General features: G+C 32.6%; 17 protein-coding genes. 8 read left to right on the top strand and 9 right to left on the bottom strand.

What is annotated here, in order from left to right; genetic code table 11:
* Window positions 1–10: 10 nt before the first annotated feature.
* Window positions 11–1441: an adenylosuccinate lyase gene (gene purB / locus H8911_RS00800; protein WP_186998391.1), complete on the bottom strand. Its 1431-nt coding sequence runs from the start codon at window positions 1439–1441 to the stop codon at window positions 11–13.
* Window positions 1442–1625: 184 nt separating this feature from the next.
* Here purB and H8911_RS00795 point away from each other — a divergent pair, with 184 nt between their 5' ends.
* From H8911_RS00795 to cls, 7 genes are all read left to right on the top strand, one after another.
* Window positions 1626–2870 (top strand): MurT ligase domain-containing protein, encoded by a 1245-nt coding sequence (locus H8911_RS00795; RefSeq protein ID WP_367947724.1) that lies wholly within the window; start codon window positions 1626–1628, stop codon window positions 2868–2870.
* Window positions 2867–3598 (top strand): type 1 glutamine amidotransferase, encoded by a 732-nt coding sequence (locus tag H8911_RS00790; RefSeq protein WP_186998388.1) that lies wholly within the window; start codon window positions 2867–2869, stop codon window positions 3596–3598. Before H8911_RS00795 ends, H8911_RS00790 begins: the two co-directional genes overlap by 4 nt.
* 165 nt (window positions 3599–3763) lie before the next feature.
* Window positions 3764–4609, top strand: coding sequence for a DNA/RNA non-specific endonuclease (locus H8911_RS00785; protein ID WP_186998387.1), 846 nt, complete (start codon window positions 3764–3766; stop codon window positions 4607–4609).
* Window positions 4610–4618: 9 nt separating this feature from the next.
* Window positions 4619–5530, top strand: coding sequence for a hypothetical protein (locus H8911_RS00780; RefSeq protein ID WP_186998386.1), 912 nt, complete (start codon window positions 4619–4621; stop codon window positions 5528–5530).
* 49 nt (window positions 5531–5579) lie between these two features.
* Complete coding sequence (locus H8911_RS00775; RefSeq protein WP_186998384.1) at window positions 5580–6425, top strand: patatin-like phospholipase family protein; 846 nt, start codon at window positions 5580–5582, stop codon at window positions 6423–6425.
* Window positions 6426–6480: 55 nt separating this feature from the next.
* Window positions 6481–6729: a hypothetical protein gene (locus H8911_RS00770; protein ID WP_186998383.1), complete on the top strand. Its 249-nt coding sequence runs from the start codon at window positions 6481–6483 to the stop codon at window positions 6727–6729.
* Window positions 6730–8860: 2131 nt separating this feature from the next.
* Window positions 8861–10381, top strand: a complete 1521-nt coding sequence (gene cls, locus H8911_RS00765) for a cardiolipin synthase (RefSeq protein WP_186998382.1) — start codon at window positions 8861–8863, stop codon at window positions 10379–10381.
* A gap of 38 nt (window positions 10382–10419) precedes the next feature.
* On the opposite strand, the gene H8911_RS00760 is transcribed toward cls, so the two are convergent.
* The 7 genes from H8911_RS00760 to H8911_RS00730 all read right to left on the bottom strand — a co-directional run bounded on the left by H8911_RS00760 (window position 10420) and on the right by H8911_RS00730 (window position 14908).
* Window positions 10420–11352, bottom strand: coding sequence for an ROK family glucokinase (locus tag H8911_RS00760; protein WP_186998380.1), 933 nt, complete (start codon window positions 11350–11352; stop codon window positions 10420–10422).
* A 145-nt stretch (window positions 11353–11497) separates the two neighbouring features.
* On the bottom strand, window positions 11498–11650 hold the full coding sequence (locus tag H8911_RS00755; RefSeq protein WP_186998378.1) for a hypothetical protein: 153 nt from the start codon (window positions 11648–11650) through the stop codon (window positions 11498–11500).
* 59 nt (window positions 11651–11709) lie between these two features.
* Window positions 11710–11895 carry a hypothetical protein gene (locus H8911_RS00750; protein WP_186998377.1) on the bottom strand — a complete coding sequence of 62 codons (186 nt, stop codon included), beginning with the start codon at window positions 11893–11895 and terminating at the stop codon, window positions 11710–11712.
* A gap of 102 nt (window positions 11896–11997) precedes the next feature.
* Entirely contained in the window at window positions 11998–12627 is a 630-nt protein-coding gene (locus tag H8911_RS00745) for a J domain-containing protein (RefSeq protein WP_186998376.1), read from the bottom strand.
* Window positions 12624–14363 carry a molecular chaperone HscC gene (locus tag H8911_RS00740; RefSeq protein WP_186998375.1) on the bottom strand — a complete coding sequence of 580 codons (1740 nt, stop codon included), beginning with the start codon at window positions 14361–14363 and terminating at the stop codon, window positions 12624–12626. The genes H8911_RS00745 and H8911_RS00740 overlap by 4 nt, the downstream gene beginning before the upstream one ends.
* 8 nt (window positions 14364–14371) lie before the next feature.
* The gene (locus H8911_RS00735) at window positions 14372–14653 is read right to left on the bottom strand and encodes a hypothetical protein (protein WP_117924863.1); all 282 of its coding nucleotides are present in this window, start codon (window positions 14651–14653) and stop codon (window positions 14372–14374) included.
* A 54-nt stretch (window positions 14654–14707) separates the two neighbouring features.
* Window positions 14708–14908, bottom strand: a complete 201-nt coding sequence (locus tag H8911_RS00730; RefSeq protein WP_186998374.1) for a hypothetical protein — start codon at window positions 14906–14908, stop codon at window positions 14708–14710.
* A gap of 56 nt (window positions 14909–14964) precedes the next feature.
* On the opposite strand from H8911_RS00730, the gene H8911_RS00725 reads away from it, so the two are divergent.
* Entirely contained in the window at window positions 14965–15834 is an 870-nt protein-coding gene (locus H8911_RS00725) for a DMT family transporter (protein WP_186998373.1), read from the top strand.
* 412 nt (window positions 15835–16246) lie between these two features.
* Here the strand turns inward: H8911_RS00725 and H8911_RS00720 are convergent.
* Window positions 16247–16998: transposase (locus tag H8911_RS00720; protein ID WP_186998372.1), on the bottom strand; the 752-nt coding region annotated here is incomplete at its 5' end.

Raw genomic sequence — 16998 nt, 5'->3', positions numbered from 1 at the left:
CTCTCATTTTTTATACGTTAATTGCGGCATGCATTCCTAATGCATCTCTTTCTTTAGCTAGAATTGGATCAATGAAGTCTTTGAAGAATTCTTCTGTTTGTTGAACAGAACGTCCAACGAAGTTTTCTGGTTTCATGATGGAAAGAATTTGTTCTTTTGTCATTCCAAATTTTGGATCTTGTGCAATACGGTCGATCAAATCGTTAGGTTTACCTTCTTCTTTAACTACACGACCGGCTGCCATTGAGTGTTGACGAATCAATTCGTGTAATTCTTGGCGGTCTCCACCGGCTTTAACAGCGTCCATCATAATATTTTCTGTAGCCATGAATGGTAGTTCTTTTAATAAGTTAGCTTCTACAACTTTTGGATATACAACTAAACCATCACCTACATTTAAGTAAAGATCTAATAATCCATCCGTAGCTAAGAAGGCTTCGGCAACCGAAATACGTTTGTTTGCGGAATCATCCAATGTTCTTTCAAACCATTGTGTACTTGCCGTAATTGCAGGATTGATGGAATCGGCAATGATGTAGTTAGCTAGTGCTGCCATTCTTTCAGAACGCATTGGGTTACGTTTGTAGGCCATTGCGCTTGAACCGATTTGTGATTTTTCAAATGGTTCTTCGATTTCTTTCATATGTTGTAATAAACGAATATCATTACTGAATTTGTGTGCGCTTTGTGCAATTTGAACTAAAACTTGTAATACTTGTGTATCATATTTACGAGTATATGTTTGTCCGCTGACTGCGAAATATTGGTCGTAACCTAATTTTTCACAAATCTTTTTGTCTAAAGCTTTAACTTTGTCTGTATCTCCTTCAAACAATTCCATAAAGCTTGCCTGTGTACCTGTTGTACCTTTGCATCCTAATAATTTTTTATTGTCTAATAAATGTTGGATTTCAATGTAGTCCATATATAAGTCTTGTGCCCACAAGCTAGCTCTTTTACCTACAGTGGTTGGCTGAGCTGGCTGGAAGTGAGTAAACGCAAGACATGGCATATTTTTGTATTTTAATGCGAATTCTTCTAATTTTTCTAATACATTGACGATTTTCTTTTGTACAAGCTCTAAAGCTTCGTGCATGATAATTAAATCTGTATTATCACCAACGTAGCAGCTAGTAGCTCCTAAGTGAATGATTCCCTTAGCTTTTGGACATTGTACTCCATACGCATATACGTGTGACATAACATCATGACGTACTTCTTTTTCTCTGGCTTTTGCGACATCGTAGTTGATATCTAAAGCGTGTGCTTTCAATTCTTCGATTTGTTCTTCGGTAATGTCTAATCCAAGTTCTTTTTCTGACTCCGCAAGAGCAATCCAAAGTCTTCTCCATGTCGTAAATTTTTTGTCGTTTGAAAATAATGCCTGCATTTCCTTAGATGCATATCTCTGTGAAAGAGGAGATTGGTAATATTCGTTCATTTGTTCCACCTATTCTAGTTAGTTTTTTCCTAACATCAATATTATATGTGTTTCAATTTTTAAATTCAACTTCAATTGTTGTATAATAAGGGAGTATGGAAAAGGAGTAGTTATGAAAACTTTATCTATATTATCTACAAAGCTTAGTGCCTGGGTGCTACACCTAATTGGTAGGGGTGGATCGATGCCTGGGTCGATCGGCTGTAAAGTCGATGCGAATATATTATCGAAATTAAAATTTAATGGTCCTGTCATTTTGGTTACGGGTACAAATGGAAAGACGAGTACAGCCAATATGATTACAGACTTGTTTGAAAAGGCTGGATATAACGTGATTTCCAATCGTAAGGGAGATAACTTGAAGGCAGGGATTGTCACTACGTTGTTGACTCACGCAAAACTAAATGGTGAAATCAAAGCCAATGCGGTTGTGCTAGAATGCGATGAATTGAATGTAAGACATATTCTTCCATTTATTCCGGTTACAGATTTTGTAGTCAATAATTTCTTTCGTGATCAATTAGATCGTGCTCGTGAAATGGAACAGTTGATTGATTCGATTGAAAAGGTATTGCCTGCATATAGGGGTCGAATGATTTTAAATGCGAATGATCCCAATGTCGTACGACTCAATTTAGTAGCGAAAAACGCTTCATTCTCCTGTTTTGGAATGGATGAGAACAAGTATTCGGTTACAACGACAAAAGAGGCAAGTGAAGGAAAATTTTGTCCTAAGTGTGGGGCAAGACTTGAATACAGTTATTATCAATATTCACATATTGGTAAATTCCATTGTTCAAAGTGTGATTTTCAAACGCCGGAAATGGACATTTGTTTAAAAGATATTGATTTGGATAAAGAAACATTTTCGAGTGATGGAATACATTATAAATCTCCATATGAAGGAATGTATTCTATGTACAATTGTGCCGTTGTATTGAATGTCGCAAAAAATTATGGTATTTCACAAGATTGTGTTAAGTCTGTATTTAGTCATGCGCCTCAGCCTGCGGGAAGAAATGAAACATTCACATCAAAGGAACAAACTTGTATTTTAAACTTGGTTAAAAATCCTACAGGAGCCAATGAAGTTATGAAGGTCATTGAAAAAGATGATTCGGATAAGACAATTGTGATCGTATTGAATGATCGTGAGCAGGATGGTACGGACGTTAGTTGGATCTATGATACTTTCTTTGAAAAGATTATGAAGGATAGTACAAAGGAAATTATTTGTACGGGTCTTCGTGCAAATGATATGGCTTTAAGAATCTATTATGGTGGTTATAAAGGTCCTTTAAGTGTTGTCGATACTTTGGATATTGCCGTAAAAGCCGCATTAGCTACAAAGCGTACGACATATTCGATTGCGACATATACAGCATTACTTCCTACGCGTAATGCGATCAAGAAGGAGATGGGTCTATGAAAGTAGTTTGGATGTATCATGATATCATGGATCTTTATGGGGATAAGGGAAATATGATGGTTCTAAAGAAGCGTTGTTTAGATCGTGGTATTCCTTTTGAACTGGATACTTGTGGTATTGGTGAAGAAAAAGATTTAAGTGAATATGATTTGATTTTCTTAGGTGGTGGTGCAGATAAGGAACAAATTAGTTTAATTCCAGATTTATTATCGCGTAAAGAAAATATAAAGAAGGCCATAGATGAAAAGACCTTTGTGCTTTTGATTTGTGGTGGTTATCAATTGTTTGGTCAATATTATATTGCAGCCAACAATGAGAAGATTTCTGGTTTACAGTTCTATGATTATTATACGGATACGGGAAAAGCTGGTAGTCGTTGTATTGGAAATGTTGTGATTGATGCAAATTTAGATGGTTTAAAAACGCGTATCGTTGGTTTTGAAAATCATGGGGGTCAAACATTAAATGTAACGCATCCTTTAGGAAAAGTTGTGAAGGGTTGTGGTAACAGCTTTAATGCAGGTTATGAAGGATTCTATGATGGAAAGATTCTAGGTACCTATTTGCATGGTCCTTTACTTCCAAAAAATCCTGAGGTGGCTGATTTTGTGATTTCAAAAGCACTACAAAAAAGAAATCCGAATTTTAAATATAGTGATTTAAAGCCATTGGAAGATAAGTTTGAAAAGATGGCTCGTGAGGCTGTATTTAAGAAATTAGAGATATAAAAAAAAGATGTCATAAGACATCTAAAAACATAGTACATAAGGGGTTTATTATATTTTTTGACTCGAACGATAATGAAGTACTATGTTTTTTATCACTCACTCCTTTCATGGTTTTAGTATATAAGTTATATTGACATTATATATGTCAAATATGTGAGGAATCGTATGAGAAAATTTATTATATCCATGTTCATTGTTCTATCGACATTGATAACGCCTATATCGGCTTATGAGATTGATGAGATACCTGAATATAGTGGCAATCCTTATGTAGAAATACATGATAATGAGCCTGTATTTAGTTCGAAGGATATGAATACAAAGAGTTTTGAATCGTACTCGAATCTAGATTCTTTAGATCGGCCACAGGTTGCGTATGCGAATGTGTCGAAGGATCTAATGCCAACAAAAAAGCGAGAAAGTATTGGTTCTGTAAAGCCTGCAGGGTGGCATACAGTGCGTTATAAGGGAATTGATGGGAAGTATTTATATAATCGTTGTCATTTGATTGGATATCAATTAACGGGTGAGAATGCGAATCGTAAAAACTTAATGACGGGTACGCGCTATTTAAATGTAGAGGGTATGCTTCCGTTTGAAAATGAAGTATCTGACTACATAGAAAAGACAAATCATCATGTTTTATATCGGGTTACACCTATTTATGATGGTGATAATTTGATTGTGGATGGTGTACAGATTGAGGCGTATTCTGTAGAAGATAAAGGACAAGGTGTATCGTTTAATGTATTTTGTTATAACGTACAGCCAGGTATCACAATTGATTATAAAACGGGCGATTCAAGTCGCTCAAATGACAATATTATAAAGGAATATAAAGTTACAGAGGATACTTCTACTTATGTTTTAAATGTAAAAACACATAAGTTTCATAAGCCAACTTGTGCAAGTGTTCGTTTGATGAATGATGTAAATAAGTTGGAGTCAAGTGAGTCTAGAGATGTATTAATCGCTCAGGGGTATTCGCCTTGTAAAAACTGCAATCCATAGGAGAATAACATGAAAAAAATAGTATATATGCTGTGTGTATGTGTTTTATCTTTATCTTTATTTGGTTGTTCTAAACCAGAAAATAATGTGGAATTAAAGAAGAATGTTTCTTGTCAATTGTTGGATGTTTTAACCATCACAAATGATACAGATAATTCGACGTACTACTATTATTTGGCAAGTGTTGAAAATAAGGGTAAAAAGCCGTATGACACAAAGAATTTAATTTATACCGTAACAGATGACAACGAAAAAGATATTAGTGTCATTGATAAATATCAGTCTACGCCTTCTTATATCATCAATAAGGGACAAAACACGTATATTTATGGATATATTGGATTTCCAAACAATGATCAAAAAAACTTGGGTCTTTCTTTTAACAACAAGAAACAGTTCTTGCCTTTTAAAGCCTTTGATATTCGTAAGGCTAGTGATAAAAATGTTAACGATTCAAAGAATACAAAATATACTTTCTTTGAGGATGATACACTTCAGATTGGTGTAGATGCATCTAAAGCAAGTTATGTATATGAGAATGGGGAAACAGTATTAAAAAATATTAAGATTACTTATAAGAATAAAACGGATTCTCGTATCATTGTTCCATATTTAACGCCGAGTGCTACTTTAGAAGGTGTCGATCTTAGTAACAAGTATGATTTCGCAAATATGGATGAAATCAAAAGTCATGATTTTACAACGAATGGTATGGCGCCTAAAACACAAAGTTTTAAAGCGGATGTAACTGGGTATGTATTGTATTTCTTGGATAAAAAACAGACTGTAAATACAGAAATTGAATTCCATTTTGAAAAGGCAGCACCTGATTTTACGGATAAAAGCACCAAGCCTTTTGTGGTTCATATGAATTCGAAGGCATTTGGAAAATCAAACACATTTAAGATTGGACTTGATTAAGTCCTTTTCTTTTTGGTTCACTTTGTTTATAATCTTTGTGGTGATGTATATGTTAGAAGAAAAAGGATTAGTTCTTGAAGGCGGAGGCTTTCGAGGTATGTATACTAGTGGTGTAATCGATGTATTTATGGAAAATCACATTGATTTTAACCAGGTTGTTGGAGTTTCTGCAGGCGCTGCCTTTGGCTGCAACATCAAATCTAAACAGATTGGAAGAGCTTTGCGCTACAACAAGCGTTTTTGTAGAGATCCAAGATATTCAGGATTAAGGAGTTTTATTAAAACGGGAGATCTTTATAATAAAGAGTTTGCGTATGGGGTCGTGCCTACGATATTGGATCCGTTTGATACAAAGGTATTTAAAGAGAATCCATTGCGTTTTACCGTTGTATGTACAGATATTTGTACGGGAAAACCTGTATATCATGAAATTAAAAATGGAGATGCTCTAGATATTGAGTGGATTCGTGCATCGTCATCGATTCCTATTGTTTCAAAGCCTGTTAAATTAGATGAATATGAATTATTAGATGGTGGTGTCTCAGATTCGATTCCAGTGGATTGGATGTTGGAAAGAACAAAGAAGACAGTTGTAGTTTTGACAAGAGATCATACCTATCGAAAAAAGCCAATGAAATATATAAATCTTATAAAGAAGGCATTTAAGGAATATCCAAATCTACAACACGATTTAGAAAATAGACATATTGTATATAATGAAACATTAGATAAAATCGATAAGCTTGAAAGGGGAGGACAGATATTTGTGATTCGACCTTCTAAACCAATTGCGTGTGCGATGATTGAAAAAGATCCAAGTCATCTACAAGAAATTTATGACATAGGTAGACGTGATGCGTTGAATAGTTTGGAAGAATTAAAAAAATATTTGTGAAGTGTTTCACATGTTAGTTTGTGATATACTAATAAAAAATTTAGGAGTGATACAAATGAGTTTCCTTAAAAAACCAGGACGCATCTTATTATTAATCATGATTGTATTAGCTGTAGTCTGTCCGTATCGTGTTCATATGTATAAAACGAAGATTGAAGAAATCAAATCTGGCAAACTAAAAATCAATGATATGCAGTATGCTGCTGATGATCTACATCCGTATTCCGCTTATTTAATGGCTGTCCCATATATTATTATAGAAGTCGCATTAGGATCTTTATATTACGTTAGAACACGTGATTAGTGGACTTTTTGATTTGCCGTGAAAATCAAAAAGATGGACATTTGTACGTTTCGATTCAAATCAGAGAATGCGATATTATGGAAATTAATAAGACTCTATGATTTTTCGTGAAACATCAAAAAACGTATAACTATATGTATTTGTTCAAATAATAGTGATATAAAACTCATAATGAGGGTTAAAATTTAAATATAAACATATTTTTGAATTTCAAGTCATCTTAAACAAATTAAAATAAGTAGACCAATTTAAAAATTTGCTTTATTTCAATTCTATAAATATAACATAAGATATATTATGCGAAGTTAGTCCATAATATATCTCGAATTTTTAAATTTTTTCTGAAACAGACAAACTAATAAGTTCTTATTAAGTAATATCTTGTATATGTATAGTCTTTTATAAGTATATTTATCTTCTTAATAAGTATATCTTATATAATTAGACATAGGTTAATTTATTCAACTTGACATAGTTTATATTATATAAGTTTATATAGTATTAGTTCTTATAGTGTTTTCATGAAACTAAGCGTTACGTTTACGAAAAAGATTTGTTTTCACTTCATGAAACTAAGAACTTCCAAAGTTTGCTTCATTTGTTTGTGAAAGCACAAAAGAACAAAGAAACATAAAGTCTCTTTGTTCTAAGGAAAATGTGTTTATTTTACTGAATCATTTTTATAAAAGTAACGCTTAGTTTAAGGAAAACGAGCTAAAAGGCATAAAAAAAGACCAATAATGGAAGTTGTTAGTTTTGGAGAGACATTTCTTTAAATTAAGTAGCTTTTTTCCAAGATGTTAGCATATTAATTCTCATAATAAATGCTCTAATAAATATATATTATTTGGCATATCTTTCTATTCTTTTTAATGCTTGGATAAGCCAAACTGTTATAGGCATTAAAGAAGTATGGATTCTGCTTGAAATCATACTTTTTTTAGGTTTATTCATGTTTTCCATAGTAACAAACTCCCAAACGTTTTCCTACAAATTGATTTGTTACATTTTGTTTAAAATATAGAATCATAAGCCTGGTTTGGCTAAACCACACAGAAATACCACATCATAATAACGTATCAGGTGTAGTAGTTCATCAGAATCATATCGTTTGCAAACACAAATACATAGTGATATACTAGGCAATGCTAGATAAAGAAACCTTTTTATTTAACTCATCTCAATTTTATCTAGCATATATAGACCAATGCAATTTTTAAACCCTTTCTTTCGCATTGGTCTTTTACTTTGTTAATAAGTACAAGTTTAATGTACAAATTATATAATTCATTTAATTTTTTACATCAGCAACACTGCAGGACTTACATTTAAGCGTGATGGTAAATTCGTTTCTATTGAACAAATAAGTACACAGGAATTGATTCTAAAATTTACATTAAACGCTTCCATAACCAATTCCACACGAACTATAAGTGTATAATACGATATCTAACAGCCGATCATAAAGATGTATTTGAAAGTTCTTTTTTCAACTATCTAGTCAAAGCGTTACATCAACAGTGTTTGAAGTGATGTCAGGTGAAGATCTTGATTAATGTATGATTGCTTTATTGTATGGATATACAATAGCTTCGAATACGGATATTTTAATTCGCAATAAAACTGTTTCAGAAATTAATAAGTTGATGTTGCCTTATATAAAGGAATAACGTCTATATTTCAGAAAATATTTTCAAAAATATGACATATGTCAATTTATTTTTCAGATAAACATGGTATAATTTCGACAGTTAGATGAATGTTTATAAGCCAACAAACAATAATAATACGTCACACATAATCAACGCCAACTATCTCATGTGTGATTCCATCTAACAGTCGATTGAGAACTAGTCTCCTCAAAAAAACACTAATACACTAGTTCTCTCCTCTTTTTATAAATTGTTTTATGAAACCTAGTGTGGGTTTCATTTTTTATTGTTTTTTCTTTTAAATCAAAAACACGAGTGGTATACTATGTTTTGCCGATAGGTTTTTTCTTTTCCTTTCTGATTAGGCCTGTTCGGTATGTATTTTTTCGAGCCAGCATGACCTACCCAATCATAGTTGGCTCTTTTTTATTGTTCGTGAAAATGGTATATTACTTTATGCTAGAAATGAGTGGATATTTATGAAATTAAAAATATGGCTTGGAAGAATTATTCCTTTAGTTATCATCGCATTAGGTGAAATTGTATTATATTGTAATCTATTTAAATGGCTAACAACGTCTTTTGTCTTTATTGAAATTGTTTTACACATTCTATCCATTTTAATCGTATTAAATATCGTACGTACAAGTAGACATCTGTCTTCAGATCTTATGTGGATTATTCTGATTATGTTGTTTCCTGTCTTTGGTACATTTGTGTATGTATTGATGTTATTAAGTTTGTTGTTTGGAAAAACATTCCGCAATATTATTAAAGAACAAAAAAAGGCATCTAGCAACTATATACAAGATGAATCGATTATTGATGAAATTCGTAACGATAATCCAGACTATGTCTCACAGCTTGCTTTCTTACATGAAGAGGGCTTCCCTATTTATCGAAATACGGATTTTGAATATTATGCACCCTGCGAAAATGGATTTAATGTCATGTTAGAAGAACTAAAAAAGGCAGAAAACTATATTTTTATGGAATATTTCATCATTGAAGAAGGGTTTATGTTTAATTCGATTCTTTCTATTTTAGAAGAAAAAGTAAAACAAGGTGTAGAAGTACGTATCATGTATGATGATATGGGATCTTTAGGTACACTTCCCGCTTCTTATGCGAAACAATTAGAGAAAAAAGGAATCAAAGCTGTTTCTTTTAATCGTATTTCCCCAATCATTAATACGATTATGAATCATCGTGATCATCGTAAAATTTTGATTATTGATGGTAAAGTTGCCTTTAGTGGTGGCGCGAATTTAGCTGATGAATATATCAATAAGAAAGTAAAACATGGTCATTGGATGGACAATATCATTTGTATTAAAGGTAAAGCCGTTTGGTCTTATTTAGTAATGTTTCTAACAAACTGGAACGCTTTACGTCATGAAGACTTTGATTATTCTGTTTTCAAAAATGAAGATGTTGTAGATGAAACTTTGTTTGATGGATATATTGCACCTTATGCAGAGACTCCGTTAGATGAAGAATTGACGGGACAATCCGTTTATGAGGATTTATTAAATAGTGCCAATAAATATGTATATATAATGACCCCCTACCTCATCATTGATTCAGAAATGATCAATACATTAATTCATACCGCTAAAAAAGGTGTTGATGTTAGAATCATCATGCCCGGTATTGCCGATAAACAGATAGTACATGATATGGGAACTACATATTATAAACAATTAATTCAAGGCGGCGTTAAAATTCATGAATATGAGCCTGGTTTTGTACATTCAAAAGTCTTTATTTGTGACGATACATATGCCACAGTAGGAACAATCAACTTAGATTATCGCTCCTTATACCTACACTTTGAAAATGGCACTTTATTGTATAAATCTAAGAAGATCATGGATGTGAAACAAAACTTTTTTGATACATTAGAACATTGTAAAAAAATTCAAGTAGAAGATACCCATGTGAATATTGTGAAAGGTTTATTTTTAAGCATTATTCGTATATTCTCACCATTATTATAGAAAAAATGCAAGGCTGAATCCTTGCATTTTTAGTAGAATTAAAATAATGATTTTACACAACCATACATTCCGGCATCATTTTCAAGTTTAGCCAAAACGATTGGTGTATTTTTACATGCATGAAATGCATACTCTTTAAAGAATGTACTGATTCTTGAAGTTAGGATATCTCCAGCTTTAGAAACGCCACCACCAATCACAATGATTTCTGGATCAATCACACTACAGACTTGTGCCAATGCCTTTGCGAGAATTTTACAAGTGGAATCCACTAATTCGTTAGCGATGACATCCCCTTTTTTAGCCTCGTCATAAATGTGTTTAGCTTCTAAACAATCATAATCACGTAAACTAGAAGGACGTTTATCATTCTCTAACATCTTCTTAGCCTGAGTAACAATTCCAGTAGCTGAAACATATTGTTCTAAACATCCATGATTTCCACAGTTACATGGAGTTTTCTCATCATCCCTTACAGGCATGTGTCCGATTTCTCCGCCAGCACCATGAATTCCGGAAACAATCTGTCCATTTAAAACACAACCGCCACCAACACCAGTGCCAAGTGTAACCATTAATACATCTTGATATCCTTTCCCAGCACCTTGCCACATTTCACCAAGAGCTGCCACATTGGCATCGTTACCTACTTTAACTTTAAGTCCTGAAATTTGATGAAATTCTTTTTCAACATTCAATGAATTCCATCCTAAATTCACACATACACTCACAAAACCATTCTTATTTACTGGTCCTGGTACACCTAAACCTACACCCATCACATCACTTTTTTCGATACCTTTCGTTTCAATAGTACGATTAATAAAATCAGCAATTTCAGTAAGAATATATTTTCCATTATCTGTTTTGTTTGTTGGAATTTCCCATTTTTCCATCAAGTCTCCATCCACTGAAAACAATCCAATCTTTATTGTAGTACCACCAATATCTACTCCAAATCCATATTGCATATTTAAATTTCTCCTTTAATAATAGCTTATTAGAATTCTCAAAAAGAATCAATCACTTGTTTAAGTAAATTATCCACAATTAGTTTTGTATATCTTTTACATCCATATGGAGTGCCATCACATAGTGCATAATCACCAGAATGCTCTATTGATTTGCCGTTTTTCTTTCGATAAGTGATCCTAAAACAGGTTCATATTGTTCAAAAACACAATTCAATTGTACAATTTCTTCATGTGTTAAATCATGAAACCATTCTGGCTCTTTAAAGTAGAGGAGTTTATGAAGAAAAGCATCCATATCTTCATCATCTTCAAATTCGAATTCAGTACGAACAAATAATTCATTTGTGTCTGGATCTACTTTTTTTCACAGAATGAATAAACTTCAGGAATATATACATTCCCTTCTTCGTCATAGAAATCATTGATTGTATGATGTGATTTGGTATACGAAAAAAATGAAGTTACATAAGACTTGTATAAGGATCCATCATAATTTGATTTATGAGGAATTGATTTTCCTAAAGTTAAATATGTTTTCATAAGTAAACATTAACATAATAAAAAGGCTATTTCTAGCCTTTTAGAGTTGATCATATCATACATTATATACAAATGAAGATTCTTGTTTTTTTCTTGTGATTGTTAAAGAATGTCCAATATCACCTCTAAAAGAATGACACTAACCACAATAAAAGCTGTAAAGGCTGGCCTTTTATATAATGGGACATTTGAATAATCCATCGCATTTGATAATTTTGACATACCATACTTTCCTAAATACATATAAATAGGATCTCTAAAATTCTTAATATATTTTAATTTACGAGATAAAAAGATGTCTTCTAATCTTCTACAGAACAATTCATCCTCTAAATACGGCATGATTTTAGGTTCTGTAAAAACTTGTACAATCTCTTTAGACCCAATCTTTTTAGGCAAACTTTTTTCAATCGAATTCAATATATCCTGATAAACAACAATATCCTTTTCATTCTTCACAAACAATGTTTCTACTTTAGGAATAGGTGGAGGAATGATTGTATCCTCTTTAGTCAAAATGGATTGTGTTTGAATATCTTGTTTATTTTGTTCAAATGAAACAGACTCTATTTCTTGATCTGGGTGTAGACACTGTTGATAAGCAGCCTGAATTTGTTTGAATTCTTCCGGATTCTCTTCAGGATGATACTGTTTTAAAAGTCTCGCATAAGCTTTTTTTATTTCTTTTTTATCCTTTGTAGGCTCAATTCCTAATATTTCCCACGCATTCATGCTAAATATTCTCCTTCTTCATCCTCTTCTTGACTAAAGATATCTAAAGAATCTACATTTTGACTTTCTTCGATTTGATTCAAGATTTGTGAAACTTGATTTATAAGACGTTTCCTTTTTTGAATATTGTTGATCAAAGTTTCCATATCTTTTGTGAATTCTGAATGAAGACGCATTAAATAATCTTGTGTTTCCTCATCCACTTCTTGATAGATTCTTTCAATACGAGCAAGCAGAGCATCCACTTCATTATTTTGATATAAAGCTAAAGATACTTCTTTGATGGAATCCAAACGAACAGAAGCATCTACTTTTTCTAACACATCGCCTTTTGATACTCTAAAAATATAATGTTCCTGGGTAGAATGTACAATGGCTTCTACATACAACATAGAATTAATGTCATACGAATAGATTAAATCGAACGATTCATAATCATGCATATTTCTAGGAACATGAATAAAAGCTTGGCCTAAAAATAAATTTTCTTTCGCATACATAGCCTGCCCTTGAAACACACTAATATTGACCTTGGTTTGCCCTTTATGCACGGTACGCAAAGTCATCTTTTTGCTTGTTGGTAAAACTGAATTCTTAGGAATAAGCACGGTTGATAATTCTAAGCCTGGATTTTGTTCATTGTAAGTAGAAGTACTTAAGGAGAAAGGACAAATATCCGTCACAACTACATCTTTAATATTTTCATCCCTTTGTTTAATACCAATGTATTTTCCAAGTCCAAGCGCAACTAAAGAATCCATGTTTTCTTCTTTTAATACAGGAATATTTAAAGCGTCTGATAAATAATGTTGAAGTACCGGCATTTTGCTTGAGCCTCCTACAAGAATCAAACTATCAAGCTCACTAGCTGAAAAACCACTGTCTTTTACGGCCTTACCAATCACATTTTTACAAGATTCTAGTAAGGAATGTGTAGTATTAAATAATACATTTTCATCAAATATACAATTATAATTCTTATTTAAATGAACTAAAGATACTTCAGCCACACTTTGTGTACTCAACTTAATTTTGGCTTTTTCACAAGCACGTAAAATACTTTGTTGGAATGATAAATCCAAAATATTATAGTTTAACCCATTTTTGAAACAAAAGTATTCGGCCATAGCTCGATCAAAATCTGTACCACCCAAATGATTGTTTCCGCTAATCGCATTGATGCTAATCACATTTTCAAAACAGTCGACAACCGAAACATCTAAAGTTCCTCCACCAAAGTCAAACATGACGAATGTTTCATATTCATCGTCCATATGGCATGCGATGGCTGCAGCACTTGGTTCATTGATCAAACGCTCCACTTTAATTCCTAAAAGTTCGCCTATTCGCTTTGTATCTTGTCTTTGACGCGCATTAAAATAAGCCGGAACACTGATCACAACTTCATCGATAGATTCATGTAAATAATTTTGCGCATCTTCAATCAATTGTTTCAAGATAAAAGAAGAAAGTGTTGCCGAATCATACTCTTTCTTATCTAATGTATAAGTAACATCTGTGCCCATATTTCGCTTAAACAAAGATGCACTACATTCTGGATGCGTAATGAGTCTTTCCTTGGCCAATTTCCCAACAACAATCTTACCATCCAAAATACTGACAGCACTTGGAGTTACATATTCACCATACGCATTAGGAATCAATACGGGTTTTCCTTCTTTATAGACAACCGCTAAACTGTTGGTTGTTCCTAAATCTACGCCTAATATTGTCATATTCTCTCCTAACAAAAATTTAAAATAGCTAAAATGATACTAAATACAAGTGAAATACTTCCATAAACAATCAATCCATATTTTAGTATGGATGATAATACATGTTTATAGCCTTCTGTATATTTGGTAAAGACAGATTTCTTGCGTAATACAAAATATAGAATAAAACATACAATACCAACAATTCCATTATAGAGGATCAATAGTGGAATCAACATCGATAGAAAAAACACACATAAGATCCATCCTACACAAAACATCATTAATAGTAATACGCACAATCCGCCCATAAAGTTACCTTCTTTAATCTAAATATAGCATATTAAAAGCGGTATTTCTACCGCCTAAAAGTCTTGATGGAATTTACCTCCATAATGATTATCTTTATAGTTTGTGACATAAAGATAAACGACTAAAAGTGCAATCAAAACAAGACCAACAATAAACAATGAATGAGCAGACATCTTTCCATATAAGAACATGCATCCACATCCAATAAGTAATAACACATCGACAATAATGACAACAGGATCTAATTTCTTCATTTTTTACACTTCCCTTCACTTTCTTGTTATAATTATTTGGCATGAAAAATAAAACAATGATCGGACATATTTTAGCTTTTGTGTGCATTATGATTTGGGGTTCTACCTTTGTATCGAGTAAGATTCTTTTAGATAGTTTCACACCCATTGAACTGTTATTTATACGCTTTTTAATTGGTTTTTTAACGCTATGCATTTTAAGTCCTAAAATATTAAAACTAAAAAATAGAAAAGATGAGATTTGGTATATTCTAAGTGGATTAACCGGTGTTTTCTTATATTACTTTATAGAAAGTACAGCTCTAGTCTATACATATGCCACAAATGTAGGTGTCATAATATCGATAGCTCCATTCTTTACTTCGATACTTGCCTATTTATGTTTTAAGGATGAGCCTTTTAAAATGAACTTTGTGGTAGGATTTATTGTAGCCTTTATTGGAATCTTCTTCATTAGCTTCAATGGCCAACAAATGCACCTATCTCCAAAAGGAGATATTCTTACCATTGTGGCAGCCATCATGTGGGCTATTTATAGTGTTGTATTAAAGAAAGTCAATGAATTAGGACATACTTCCATTCAAAATACGAAACGAATCTTTGCGCGGGGACTTTTCTTTATGACAATCAGCCTTCCAATATTAGGATTTGATGTATCCATGGATGAGATTCTAATCCCACTCAATCTATTAAATCTACTTTTCTTAGGTGTAGTAGCTTGTGCAGGATGTTTTGTGATTTGGAACTATTCTTGTTCCATATTAGGAAGTGTTAGAACCAATCAATATGTATATTTAAACCCCATTGCCACAATTATCTTTTCAGTAATTATCCTACATGAAAAGATTACGCCATGTATTGTTCTTGGAACCATACTTACTTTATCCGGATTAATTATATCTGAATACAAGAAGAAAGAATCTTAACCGATTCTTTTTTTAATTTCCCTTAAAATCGATTCAGCTTCTTTTTCATCACCTGTTATGAAGTGACCTTTGTCAAGACAAAATTACACTCATATTCTAAAAATATTCAGTTTTAGATTGATGACATAGAGGAACTCCTAAACAAATCTATCGACAGTTAACCACTCTGTTATTCGTGGATTGGGTACCTAAGGTTAATGGTCCGTCGAGCAGGTTTTGTAAATCTCATATCGTGGATCAATAGCTTTTTCGTACAGTCCTCCTCGCGATTTGATTCGTGTACCACTATTGCCTTAAGAGGTGAATCGTAAATAATCAGACCTGTTTCATTATTTACGAAGTTCCTCTATATCATCAATCCTTTGTCTTTCTAAAAGTCTTTCTTCACATCTCCTTTCACTTATTTTTTATTTTAATGGATGTTTCCTGTTTCCATTCCCCAAATAAAACATGCTAACTCTCTAGCTACAGCGACTATTGCCTTATTTCTAGGCACATTTCGTTCAATCAATTTTTGGTATTTCTTCTTCAAACGTTCTGTTGCCTTATCCGCATATGCAATAATATTTACATCCATTCCTTTTTGACGACTTTTTAACCCTTGTGATTTTTTCGCATATACGTTTCCTTTCACCAAAGATTGTGCACATTCTACCAGTGTTTTTCTAATCACTGTATTTCCTTGCTTTGTAATACCAATTCGGTTATTTTTATCGCCACTAGAATGTTCTCCTGTTGTAAGTCCAGTATAGGATGCATATGCTTTTGCGCTTGGAAAACGTTCAAAATCAGCTGTTTCTACCTGTATAGTCATGGCTGCAAATGTTTCTATACCCTTAAAACATCTTAATTTAGATACCTTTTCATGGTATCTTTCACTTTGATACATCTCATCAATACGATTCATGAATCGATTGATTTTATCGTTTAAATTTTCCATTTCTGCAATATATTCATTTAAGGTTTCTCTTTGAATTTCTGACATTTCCAATTCTCTGATCCAATTCATATAGCGAATTGTCCATTTTGATTTACCATCATATTGATAGCCATGACGCAATACAAATGCGCAGATTTCCTGCTTAACTCTTTTTAATTCCTTTTTGAAATCATGAATCATACGGATGTATTCTTTTATTTCAACATCTTCTTCATCTGGAACAT

This window comes from Holdemanella hominis (assembly GCF_014306155.1).
Lineage (GTDB): Bacteria > Bacillota_I > Bacilli_A > Erysipelotrichales > Erysipelotrichaceae > Holdemanella > Holdemanella hominis.
The sequence above is the reverse complement of the archived record's forward strand: the minus strand, read 5'-3'. Positions and strand labels throughout refer to the sequence as shown.

Excerpts from the sequence above, each read along its gene's own strand:
- H8911_RS00790 (WP_186998388.1), top strand. The coding sequence starts at position 2,867 with ATGAAAGTAGTTTGGATGTATCATGATATCATGGATCTTTATGGGGAT.
- H8911_RS00795 (WP_367947724.1), top strand. The coding sequence starts at position 1,626 with ATGCCTGGGTCGATCGGCTGTAAAGTCGATGCGAATATATTATCGAAA.
- H8911_RS00725 (WP_186998373.1), top strand. The coding sequence starts at position 14,965 with ATGATCGGACATATTTTAGCTTTTGTGTGCATTATGATTTGGGGTTCT.
- H8911_RS00785 (WP_186998387.1), top strand. The coding sequence starts at position 3,764 with ATGAGAAAATTTATTATATCCATGTTCATTGTTCTATCGACATTGATA.
- H8911_RS00745 (WP_186998376.1), bottom strand. The coding sequence starts at position 12,627 with ATGAATGCGTGGGAAATATTAGGAATTGAGCCTACAAAGGATAAAAAA.
- purB (WP_186998391.1), bottom strand. The coding sequence starts at position 1,441 with ATGAACGAATATTACCAATCTCCTCTTTCACAGAGATATGCATCTAAG.
- H8911_RS00740 (WP_186998375.1), bottom strand. The coding sequence starts at position 14,363 with ATGACAATATTAGGCGTAGATTTAGGAACAACCAACAGTTTAGCGGTT.
- H8911_RS00750 (WP_186998377.1), bottom strand. The coding sequence starts at position 11,895 with ATGAAAACATATTTAACTTTAGGAAAATCAATTCCTCATAAATCAAAT.
- H8911_RS00780 (WP_186998386.1), top strand. The coding sequence starts at position 4,619 with ATGAAAAAAATAGTATATATGCTGTGTGTATGTGTTTTATCTTTATCT.
- H8911_RS00760 (WP_186998380.1), bottom strand. The coding sequence starts at position 11,352 with ATGCAATATGGATTTGGAGTAGATATTGGTGGTACTACAATAAAGATT.
- cls (WP_186998382.1), top strand. The coding sequence starts at position 8,861 with ATGAAATTAAAAATATGGCTTGGAAGAATTATTCCTTTAGTTATCATC.
- H8911_RS00755 (WP_186998378.1), bottom strand. The coding sequence starts at position 11,650 with ATGGATGCTTTTCTTCATAAACTCCTCTACTTTAAAGAGCCAGAATGG.
- H8911_RS00730 (WP_186998374.1), bottom strand. The coding sequence starts at position 14,908 with ATGAAGAAATTAGATCCTGTTGTCATTATTGTCGATGTGTTATTACTT.
- H8911_RS00770 (WP_186998383.1), top strand. The coding sequence starts at position 6,481 with ATGAGTTTCCTTAAAAAACCAGGACGCATCTTATTATTAATCATGATT.
- H8911_RS00735 (WP_117924863.1), bottom strand. The coding sequence starts at position 14,653 with ATGGGCGGATTGTGCGTATTACTATTAATGATGTTTTGTGTAGGATGG.
- H8911_RS00775 (WP_186998384.1), top strand. The coding sequence starts at position 5,580 with ATGTTAGAAGAAAAAGGATTAGTTCTTGAAGGCGGAGGCTTTCGAGGT.